A 10257-nucleotide genomic window follows, 5' to 3' on the forward strand; every position below is an offset into this window, starting at 1 on the left:
CATGGGGCATGGGGCATGGGGCATGGGGCATGGGGCATGGGGCATGGGGCATGGGGCATTAGTTGTGAAATTATGTGCTGTTAATTATGCCCAATTACTTCATACTGGGGAATTAAAATATTGGTTGTGGGGGCGGGTTTTTCGACAATCTACGCCTCAAACAAATAATCTCAAAAACCCGCCCCCGCCCCACGGGAAATCGAAATATACATTTTTTCAGGCGATCGCCCCTGTTGGTTGATGTACATTATTAGCAGTGTGGGGGCGGGTTTATAAAGCGTGTTTGTACTGATTAGATATTGTCGTAAAACCCGCCACTACGGAATTATATTGTTTCCCAATTCCCAATTCCCAATTCCCAATTCCCAATCTAATCAAATACGCTTAGCCGCAGAGTTTTAGCTATTTTTTCTAACAGAAATAAGCCACCGATAGAATTTCCGTCTTTATCCAGGGGCGGACTGTAAAAGCCGATCGCACCTTGACCCGGAATTACCGACACCAAAGCCCCGCTAACTCCCGACTTAGCCGGCAGTCCCACCCGCAGCGCAAAGCGGCCCGATGCTTCATACAAACCGCAAGTCGCCATCAGCGCTTTGACAGTACGGCAGTTTTCCCCCATTGCTCGATCGCCACTATTTACCAAAACCATCCCCAGCTTAGCTAAATCCTCCACAGTTCCCGACAAACAGCAGATGCGATTGTAGGTTTCTAAAGCAATTTCTGCATTTTGAATATAACCCGATTCTACCATTTTCAAGGCGAGATTCCAATTATTTTTATTCGGGTTTTCCTTCACTGAATCGAGCATTAACTCGTCAACAAATAACTGACTGTTTGCCTGTTGATTCAGCCAAGTTCGCAAGTTTTGACAGCGCGACACAGCATTTTGACCGGGAATCAAAGACGCTAGGGCGATCGCCCCGCTATTAATCATCGGATTTCTCGGCTTCCCTTCGTCTATTTCGAGTTGAGTTAGGGAATTGAAAGGCAGTTCCGAAGGCTCGCAGCCAACGCAGTCAAATACCGTTTTTTCGCCGACTTCGCACAGCAAATAAAGCAGCACAAAAGGCTTGACTACACTCATCAGCGGGAATGTTTGAGCAATGCTACCCCAGCTCATAATTTGCGCGTCAATTGCCCGAATTTGCACGGCAAACCCTTGTCGATCCGCTTGCGCTAGGAGAGGTATGTACGCAGGGATTTGACCGGATTTACTGCGATTAATTGCCTCTTTTGCCCAAGCTGCCAGTTGTTCGGGTTGCAGGGAAGATAGTTGGCTGGTGGATATATTCACACTCGATTATTTCGATCATTTTAAATTTTAGATTGGCATTCCTGGCGCGCTATTGAGCCATAAGCCCCCTTTATTAACCGAATTGCGTCACTTGGGCCTGCTGCGGGAAGAAACTGGGTTTCTTAGGTGAGATAAGGCAAGCTCATAATTTGATGAAATTTTTGTGTGGTGTCCCGTCTGCCCGAAAAATACAACGCAAGATGCGGGACACCTTATTTAAGGCTGTTGACCTTTGGGCCTGCCGGGAGCAAATAAATTTTTCATAAAAAACCTGTACTCTGCATAAAAATCTTCCCTTCACCCGGATATATAAGTAGCAGCTTCAAGGCAACGCTGCTATCTAAAACAAACCAGCACTAGCTGGAAATGCCTTCAGATTCTTATATTTAAGCCCCAGCAAGGGGCGGGGTGCATATTTAACTTAATTCTTTCAGAGTTCGCCAAATCCTGTCCGGAAAACCCCCGAACCTTTAAGAATGTACTATCCAACCGGATTCACCAAAACCAGGATAAAAAAATGGCAGACGAACCGAAAGCAGAAGCACCAAAGCCCGCTCCCATGATTTTTAAGGGTGTGTGCAACGACGGAGTTCTCAAAGGCAAAGAAATTGAAGGCAAACTAGACATCAAAGTCAACGTTGAATCTGTCAAAACCCCTGAAGCAAAGCCCACAAAATCCCCGTGGGAGCCAGTTATCTTTTGGGTTTTGTTTGCATTTATGGCAAACTTGATTGTCGGCGACCCCGCCGGAATGAGAAAAAACAGCTCCCCACAAAGGTCTCATTCTCATCAGATTTTAAACCAATCTGGGGAGCAGTCGCTGTTGCCTAAGAAAAACACCAGCAACTTGCCACTTTAGGCCCTGGGAGCTTGCCAGCCGCGCAAATAGTAATAGAAAGACCCGAAATATTCATCGAATACTCGCGTCGTAGTTACCAAAGCTTCTGCACTAGGCAAAAAATCTCCCGCGTCTAAGCGGAGTCTACTGGATTTCCCTCCTGATGTGGGTTGAAAAGTGTAGAAGTCGGTAGCCCTAGGAATCACCTGGATTCCCATATTCGCAAAAGCGAGGCTGGCACGGCGCATCTGAATCGCAGATGTTACCAGGATTACTTTGCGCGGGGCGCCACGGGTGTCGAGTATCTTTCTCACCTCTTGGGCGCTGGTGCGTATGTTGCTGCCGTTATCGTCGAGAACGATACTGCTGCGCGGCACGCCCATGTTGTTTGCCAGCAAAGTCTCGATATCCTTAGCTTCGCCAACATAACCCTCCAACTCTGGTCTGGGGCCAGCGGTAACGATGACCATCGGTGCCACTTTTTGGCGGTACAAAACTGCTGCATAGGGCAGGCGATTGCCTGTATCTGTCAGTTGAATCGCTACTCGGTTGGGGATGTGAGGCTGAGTGGTTCCCTTGCCCAAGAGGACGATCGCCGCTGCGGTTTCATCGCAGCAAGCTGTGCGGACGGCTGCAGCGGCGTCCCGTTCTGCTTGCTCCGCGAACCAGTAAGCGACAACTGGCATACTCGAAAGGATCAAAACTAGCAGGGCTGCCAAAATCATTCTCGGCGCCGGGTTGCGGATGCCCCCGTTCGTGATCAGCGCCGATGCAATCACCAGCAGAGTGATGGAAAAACCCAGCGGCTTAAAGAAGAAGGCTATGAGCCCGAAAATCGCTGCTCCGACCGGGGTGTCTGGTGCAAAAAAAGCTAGGATCAAAAGGCTGATCAGCAGCAAAACGCGCAGCCGGTCTAATAAGGGATTGTCTTTGCCTCCTGATTGATCCCACCACGATTTGATCAGTGAGAACAGGAGGAATAGAAATAGAATGCGAGCTAACAGTTCTGGCATCTTGCAATATTCTGTGTCTTCATAAATTAGTACAGAAGTTTGGAAACGAGCGCGAATTTAGCTGCGGGAGGAAATACGGGCATCGGTGGGTTTTTAACTTTCGCGAATAACGCAGTCCGATCGCATTTATCCTGATGCTCGCTTCCGGTCAGCTATCAACTATTGGCTGCAGGGTGAAGCCCGCTACTTCCAGTCACAGATTGCTGACAGTTAATTGGTAATTGATAACTGGTAATAGTTGATTGGTAATTGGTAATGGATCGAGCACGCCGTAGGTGGAATTGACAATTCAAGCCTGCTTTGTTCTGCCTACTTTTTTCCCCATTACCTGTTACCGATTCACCAATCCCAATTTATCGGCGCTTCAGTTGATTCCGAATTGCCTGCGTTACCGTTTGAATTACTTTAACACGAGCATAATACTTGTTATCGGCCGCAATTAGCGTCCAGGGAGCAAGCGGCGTGCTGGTGCGCTGAATCATTTGATTCACCGCCACTTCATAATAATTCCACTTTTGGCGATTCCGCCAATCTTCCTCGGTGAGTTTGTATTGTTTAAATGGATTGTTTTGCCGCTCTGTAAACCGCTTTAGTTGCTCGTCAGGACTGATGTGCAGCCAGAATTTAACTAAGACACAACCGAAACTGGTGAGTTGCTCCTCAAATTCGTTGATTTCCTGATAAGCTCGGCGCCATTCGGGTTCGGTGGCAAATCCTTCGACTCGCTCGACCAGCACTCTACCATACCAACTACGATCGCAAATGCTGATTTTACCAGCCGTTGGCAGCCGCCGCCAGAACCGCCACAGGTAGTGATGCGCTTTTTCTTCGTCTGTCGGCGCCCCAAAGGCATTAACGATGTAACTGCGGGGGTCTAATATGTCCGTCAAGCGTTTGATTGCTCCTCCTTTACCGGCGGCGTCCCAACCTTCAAACAGCACTAACACGGGGATTTCCTCTTCGTAGATGCTTTGTTGCAGTTGGCCAAAACGGGTTTGTTCCTCGCGAAGTTGCTGTTTGTATTCGTCGGGCGACAGCGATTGAGTTAAATCTACTTGGGCCAGCAAGTCTGGTTCGGTGGGTTGCAAGCTTTCTTGAGGTGGCAATTTCACGGGTGCAGATTGCGTCGGCAGTCTGTCTAAGGCTTCTGTAATTGTCGCTGCCATTTGGGTCAAAACTTTGACTCTTGCCCACCGTTGACAATCGCCTTCTACTAGCGTCCAAGGTGCCGGGCCCGTGCCGGTTTGGGCTACCATTTCTTCGGCAAAAGTTGTGTATTCTTGGTATTTTTTGGCTTGTTTCCAATCTTCGGGCCGCACTCGCCAAGCTTGTAAGGTGTCGTCTTCTAGTTTTTTGAGCCGATGCTTGAGCTCTTTTTTGCTCAGGTGAATCCAAAATTTGGCAATTGCGGCGCCGTCATCTACCATCTGCCGCTCGAAGGCGTTGATTTGCCTGATGGCTGTCGGTACTTCTGCGTCGGAGACTCGATCGAACAATCGGTCTTCTAAAATGTGAGTGTACCAACTGTGATAAAAAAAGCCAATTTTGCCACGGGCGGGGAGTTTCTGCCAAAATCGCCACAGGAAAGGATACCCTATTTCTGCATCTGACGGCGGCCAAATCGGGTGTACCGCAAACCCGCGCGGGTCCATGTACCCCACCATTTTTTTGACCAGCGCGCCTTTACCGGCGGCGGCCCAACCTTCGAGGACGATAATTGCGGGCAATTTTTTTTCCCTGCAGGCCAGTTGGAGCGATCGCAACTGTTGCATTAAAATTTCTATCTTGGCATCATAGGTTTCTTTATCCAGGGAAATATCTAAATCGAGGTTGTCGAGCATATTTACCTCATATTAATCAGTAAAAAACAGTTTAACGTTAGTTTAACGTTTGGATAAAATTAAATCCTCGATTCAGGGGAAAACGTTATAAAAATTACAATTACGGCTGGTTAAAAGCCAGAGCGCTCCTGCAATCAAATGCCACCCTCGTTAATACTAGCAAGAATCCCTCGCTTTCAAACTTGCAAAAAAAAACAGCTCAGGTTATAGTTGAAATAGGGAACTTTTAAATAAGTTCAAATTCTCCCCTCCCCCGATCGGGCGAGTTAACAGGAGGAGCCAAAAATCCCTGAAAAAGGATTTATTGTAAAACAGAGCAAAAGTAAAAATCAACTACCCGCTGGGGGTGACAACTTCTTTACTTAGCTGTAGAAACTTTATTCAAACAATAGTAGTTATTTAAGCACCAAGCTTGGTAACGAAAGAGAGCGCGACTCATCGACATCCAGCCATAAACTCCAATACAAAACTAGCCCAAAAGGGCAAACCAATTTTTATGATTGCGCTATGAGATAAAACCTGAAAGCCTGGGTGATATAAACAGGTTTCTGAGTTTTATCGACACCATTCTCAAATACTAAAAGCGGTTTAGGTGCGGGCGCGCGTGCCCGCCCCACAAGAGTATTTATTTCTTGTGGAACAGGCCGGAGTGCCTGTTACTGACGTTTGTCCAAAATGTCTGAATTACTGTACTTGTTTGCCAATACCAATTAAGAGGAACAGTCCGAAATTACGGATTGCAAGTTTTTTATGAATATCTTGACAACACGCTCGTACAATGGCGAAACTGACTGGTGCGCGATCGCAAATTTGATCGATGCTTGCGAAGCAGTGGATAGACTCGGCGAAGAAGTCTCTGCAACTGAACTCAAGCTAATACTTGATGCCCCCAAACTCGACCAAGCCCGTGACGTGCAGTTGTGGGAAGATGGTAATTACAAACTAATCGGCTTAGCACTCCTAGATATGCCCGATTCGCCAGAGGAAATAGACGCTTGTCTCTGGTTTTACGTGCATCCAAATGTCCGTAGCGAAGGTTTAGAAAAAGACATAATTAAGTGGGGAGAAAAGCGGCTGGGCGAAGTAGGAAAAGAACGCAATTTGCCGGCAAAATTGCGTACCTACAGCCGGGAGGACAAAACCGATGAGATGTGGCTGTTAGAGAAACAGGGCTTTGAGGTCGATCGCTATTTTTGGACAATGGCCCGATGCCTCTCCGAACCCATACCCACACCGGAATTCCCCGCAGATTTTGCCCTAACACACGTATCCGGAGAACAAGACATCCAACCTTGGGTAGAGATGTTCAACCAGTCATTTATCGATCACTGGAATCACCACGATTTAACTGCGGAAACGGTGCGCTACTGGATGCAAGACGCCAATTATCAGCCGGAATTAGATTTAATTGCTGTTTCGGGCGATTCCCTGCGGGATAGCTTCGCTTCACGCAAATTTGCTGCTTTCTGCGACTGTCAAATCAAACCCCAAAAAAACGCCCGCAGTGGCACAAAAGACGGTTGGATTGAATTGTTGGGTACGCGGCGCGAGTTTCGGAAAATGGGTTTAGGAAAAGCGATGCTGTTAGCTGGTTTGCATAAGTTGAAAGCAGCGGGTGCAAACACAGCTAAACTCAGCGTCGATGCTGACAGTTTGACGGGGGCGACAAAGCTTTACAAATCAGTCGGTTTCCGCCCGATGGAAACTTGGATCGAGTGGGCTAAGACAGTTTAGAAAAGGTTGACTGTGAAGGCGAGAACCCCGACTGCTTAAAGAAGTCGGGGTTTTCAAGTGCGATCAAATTTTGCGATCGGCTTTTCTGGAAGTGCGATCGCCCTTTTGGATCGAATGGGCGATCGTACTTTTATTATGTCGCGCACATTATGCTAGGATTAACTGATAAAAAATCATCCTAATTTCTATGACGCGATTCATTCACGATCGCTTTGCTAAAGAATACCTAGAAGAACTGCTTTCACCCATCGGAACAGTTAAGGTCGGTCGCGATGTGACTTCTGAAGTCCGAGAAATCGATGTTTATTTCACTCCAGGTACCGCAATTCCCGAATACTCATCAAGCCTGGGATTGTTGGGAAAAATGGCTGACACAACTGCAATTTTTGAACCGTTTCGCAATCCGATAACTGTCAGCGAAGTCTTGAGCTGCATGAGTAAGTTATGGGATTTGCGAGGTGAATTGGAGCGGCAGGCGAGAAGAGAAAATACTCGCTATGATGAGGATCTGTTGCCCCGAATGTGGATTTTGACTCCCACAGCATCGAAAGCGCTGGTGGAGGGTTTTGGTGGGATACCAAACCCTGAGAATTGGATCGAGGGAATCTATTTTTTCCCGGAGCACTGGCGAGCAGCAATTGTGGCGATTCACCAGTTGCCAGAAATCCCAGAAACCCTGTGGTTGAGGATTTTGGGGAAAGGGAAAGTACAGCAAAGGGCGATCGGGCAATTGAGTGCTTTAGCAACGGACGATCCGTTACGGATTATTGCGCTAGAATTATTGTATCGTCTACAGTCACATTTAGTAGTCGAAACCCAACAGGAACCTGAGCCAGAAGAGCGGGAGTTAATTATGGCGATCGCACCACTTTTTCAACAACAAATACAAGCAGCACAGCAACAAGCTAGAGAAGAAGGACTAGAACGAGGACTAGAACGAGGACTAGAACGAGGACTAGAACGAGGACTAGAACAAGGACTAGAACGAGGCAGACAAGAACAACAGCGCTTAATCTTAGAAAATTTTCTGCGAGTTAGATTTGGAGAGTTAAGCCAGAGAATGACAGTATTTTTATCTCCAATATCCAAGTTGCCTGCTGCGGAATTTACAGTGTTGTTGCTGGCAATATCGATGCTAACAGTTGATGAAGAAGGGCGGGAACAAGCTGTAAGATTATTGGCCGAAAATGTCTTGAGAATGCACCAAAATGAATTGGGTGATATTCTGCCTACAGCCATTACCAATTTACTAGCATTGCCTGTGGCAGAATTGACATTGTTGGTAGAACAACTGCCGCAGTTATCGGCTGATGGATTGAGGGAAAGGTTCGGGAAAATTCCTGAATAAACCTGTTTGAGTAGCTATAGAGTGCGATCGCCCTTTTTTACTCAAGGGGCGATCGCACTTTTCTTGATTTCCTAAATCAACCGAAAATTAGCGGATGTAATCGCATTGGCACTCACTCCAATCATCACACCTAACTCCTCTCCTGTCAAGACATTTTTGATGATAGTTCCCTGAGTATTTTGAGTGATTGCTAACTGACCAAAACTCAAACCTCCGCTTAATCCAATCAAGTCTTGACCGATGGTAAAATCAGCGATGATATCAAATCCTTGACCAGTTGTTAAGGCAAAGATATCGTTGCCACTACCGCCAATCAAACTATCATTGCCCATGCCTCCATCAAGCAAATCGGATCCTTTGCCACCAGTGAGAGTATCGTTATCTAGGCCTCCGTAAAGAGTATCATTTCCTTCGCACCCTCCCAGAATATCTGCTCCGGCCTCACCGTTGATTAAGTCATTACCTTCACCGCCGCAGAGGGTATCCGAACCTAACTGTCCAAACAGATTGTCATCACCTTGACTACCAAGGATGATGTCGTCACCTTTGCCTCCATATAAAACGTCATTATCCTTGCCACCATTGATGAAGTCATCATCTTTGTTGCCATAAATGATGTCAATACCTTCGCGGCCATGTAACAAGTCATTGCCTTTGCCTCCGAAGATTAAATCGTTGCCCAATTCGCCAAGAACGATGTCGTTTCCTCCATCTCCATAGAGGATGTCGTCACCTTTGCCTCCGATGATGAAGTCATTGCCTTGGTTGCCATTAAAGATGTCGTTGCTGGCACCACCATATAAGTTGTCATTCCCGGATTTGGCATCGAATATATTGCCGTTGTTAGTGCCGAGAAATTCATCGTTTTGGGCAGTGCCTATTTGAATTCCCGATACACCAAGTATGGTGTTTTCAACTGCATTGGGTTGGTTTAAGTTGGGATAGGCAATGTCATCGCAGATGCAGTCGTCATTGGGGATGTTGTTGGTTGTTGGTGTTGGCGTTACCGATGGTGTATCGGTTCCCGTTGGCGTCAGTGTTACCGATGGTGTATCGGTTCCCGTTGGTGTTGGTGTTCCCGTTGGTGTTGGTGTTCCCGTTGGTGTCGGTGTTACCGTTGGCGTTGGTGTTCCCGTTGGCGTCGGTGTTCCCGTTGGCGTCGGTGTTCCCGTTGGCGTCGGTGTTCCCGTTGGTGTTGGTGTTCCCGATGGTGTTCCCGTTGGTGTTGGTGTTCCCGATGGTGTTCCCGTTGGTGTATCGGTTCCCGTTGGTGTCGGTGTTCCCGTTGGCGTCGGTGTTCCCGTTGGCGTCGGTGTTACCGTTGGCGTCGGTGTTCCCGATGGTGTCGGTGTTCCCGTTGGTGTCGGTGTTACCGATGGCGTAGGTGTTCCCGTTGGTGTCGGTGTTGCTGTGGAATTACTAAAGAGAATGATGTCGGTTGGTGAGAGAGAATTGGCTTTGATAGAGATAGTTTGACCATTCCCTAAATTTAAGACTAAACCCGAAGGGGTAGATTGTAATGCGGCGATTACTTGTTCGGGTGAGGTGAAACCGAAGGCGACATCAAGTTGTAATTTATCTTCTCCAGGGGTGAAGTCGGAAATCTGGTTTTGTCCACCGAAAGTACCAGGAACGGGACTAAAGATAAAGGTGTCATTACCAACTCCTCCGGTGAGGGTGTTGTTGCCAACTCCGCCATTGAGGATGTCATTACCAACGCCACCATCAAGGATGTCATCACCACCGCCACCGCTGAGATTGTCTGGGTTGCCCGTACCTGTGAAGTTGTCGTTAAAGGGACTGCCAATGATAGTGATGGGTTGAGTGATGTTGCTGAAGTTTTGGGTAACGCTGTTGGGAGAGGAGGCATAGTCGAAGAAGTTGGTTGAAGTCGGTGTTCCCGATGAAGTCGGTGTTCCCGATGAAGTCGGTGTTCCCGATGAAGTCGGTGTTCCCGATGAAGTCGGTGTTGTCGATGAAGTCGGTGTTGCCGATGAAGTCGGTGTTCCCGATGAAGTCGGTGTTCCCGATGAAGTCGGTGTTGCCGATGAAGTCGGTGTTCCCGATGAAGTCGGTGTTCCCGATGAAGTCGGTGTTGCCGATGAAGTCGGTGTTCCCGATGAAGTCGGTGTTCCCGATGAAGTCGGTGTTCCCGATGAAGTCGGTGTTCCCGATGAAGTCGGTGT

General features: G+C 47.7%; 6 protein-coding genes and 2 pseudogenes. 4 read left to right on the forward strand and 4 right to left on the reverse strand.

Going from position 1 to position 10257, the window contains the following annotated elements; genetic code table 11:
- Positions 1–241: pseudogene (locus QUB35_RS37105) on the forward strand (hypothetical protein); the annotation flags it as partial.
- 129 nt (positions 242–370) lie between these two features.
- On the opposite strand, the gene glsA reads toward QUB35_RS37105, so the two are convergent.
- Positions 371–1297 carry a glutaminase A gene (gene glsA / locus QUB35_RS37110; RefSeq protein ID WP_333147798.1) on the reverse strand — a complete coding sequence of 309 codons (927 nt, stop codon included), beginning with the start codon at positions 1295–1297 and terminating at the stop codon, positions 371–373.
- Between the two features lie 517 nt (positions 1298–1814).
- Between glsA and QUB35_RS37115 the strand changes: the two genes are divergently transcribed.
- Positions 1815–2156, forward strand: coding sequence for a hypothetical protein (locus QUB35_RS37115; protein ID WP_333147802.1), 342 nt, complete (start codon positions 1815–1817; stop codon positions 2154–2156).
- Here QUB35_RS37115 and QUB35_RS37120 read toward each other — a convergent pair.
- Complete coding sequence (locus tag QUB35_RS37120) at positions 2153–3148, reverse strand: YdcF family protein (protein WP_333147803.1); 996 nt, start codon at positions 3146–3148, stop codon at positions 2153–2155. The genes QUB35_RS37115 and QUB35_RS37120 overlap by 4 nt on opposite strands.
- Positions 3149–3501: 353 nt before the next feature.
- Positions 3502–4989, reverse strand: a complete 1488-nt coding sequence (gene pap / locus QUB35_RS37125) for a polyphosphate:AMP phosphotransferase (RefSeq protein ID WP_333147805.1) — start codon at positions 4987–4989, stop codon at positions 3502–3504.
- Positions 4990–5739: 750 nt separating this feature from the next.
- Here pap and QUB35_RS37130 point away from each other — a divergent pair.
- Positions 5740–6723, forward strand: coding sequence for a GNAT family N-acetyltransferase (locus QUB35_RS37130; RefSeq protein ID WP_333147806.1), 984 nt, complete (start codon positions 5740–5742; stop codon positions 6721–6723).
- Positions 6724–6910: 187 nt separating this feature from the next.
- Positions 6911–8071 carry a flagellar assembly protein H gene (locus tag QUB35_RS37135; RefSeq protein WP_333147808.1) on the forward strand — a complete coding sequence of 387 codons (1161 nt, stop codon included), beginning with the start codon at positions 6911–6913 and terminating at the stop codon, positions 8069–8071.
- A gap of 71 nt (positions 8072–8142) precedes the next feature.
- Here QUB35_RS37135 and QUB35_RS37140 read toward each other — a convergent pair.
- Positions 8143–10257 (reverse strand): annotated as a pseudogene (locus QUB35_RS37140) (calcium-binding protein); the annotation flags it as partial.

It is taken from the genome of Microcoleus sp. B13-B6 (assembly GCF_036705405.1).
Classification (GTDB): Bacteria; Cyanobacteriota; Cyanobacteriia; order Cyanobacteriales; family Microcoleaceae; genus Microcoleus.

Coding starts and splice junctions, on each gene's coding strand:
- QUB35_RS37115 (WP_333147802.1), top strand. CDS start 1,815: ATGGCAGACGAACCGAAAGCAGAAGCACCAAAGCCCGCTCCCATGATT.
- QUB35_RS37120 (WP_333147803.1), bottom strand. CDS start 3,148: ATGCCAGAACTGTTAGCTCGCATTCTATTTCTATTCCTCCTGTTCTCA.
- pap (WP_333147805.1), bottom strand. CDS start 4,989: ATGCTCGACAACCTCGATTTAGATATTTCCCTGGATAAAGAAACCTAT.
- QUB35_RS37130 (WP_333147806.1), top strand. CDS start 5,740: ATGAATATCTTGACAACACGCTCGTACAATGGCGAAACTGACTGGTGC.
- QUB35_RS37135 (WP_333147808.1), top strand. CDS start 6,911: ATGACGCGATTCATTCACGATCGCTTTGCTAAAGAATACCTAGAAGAA.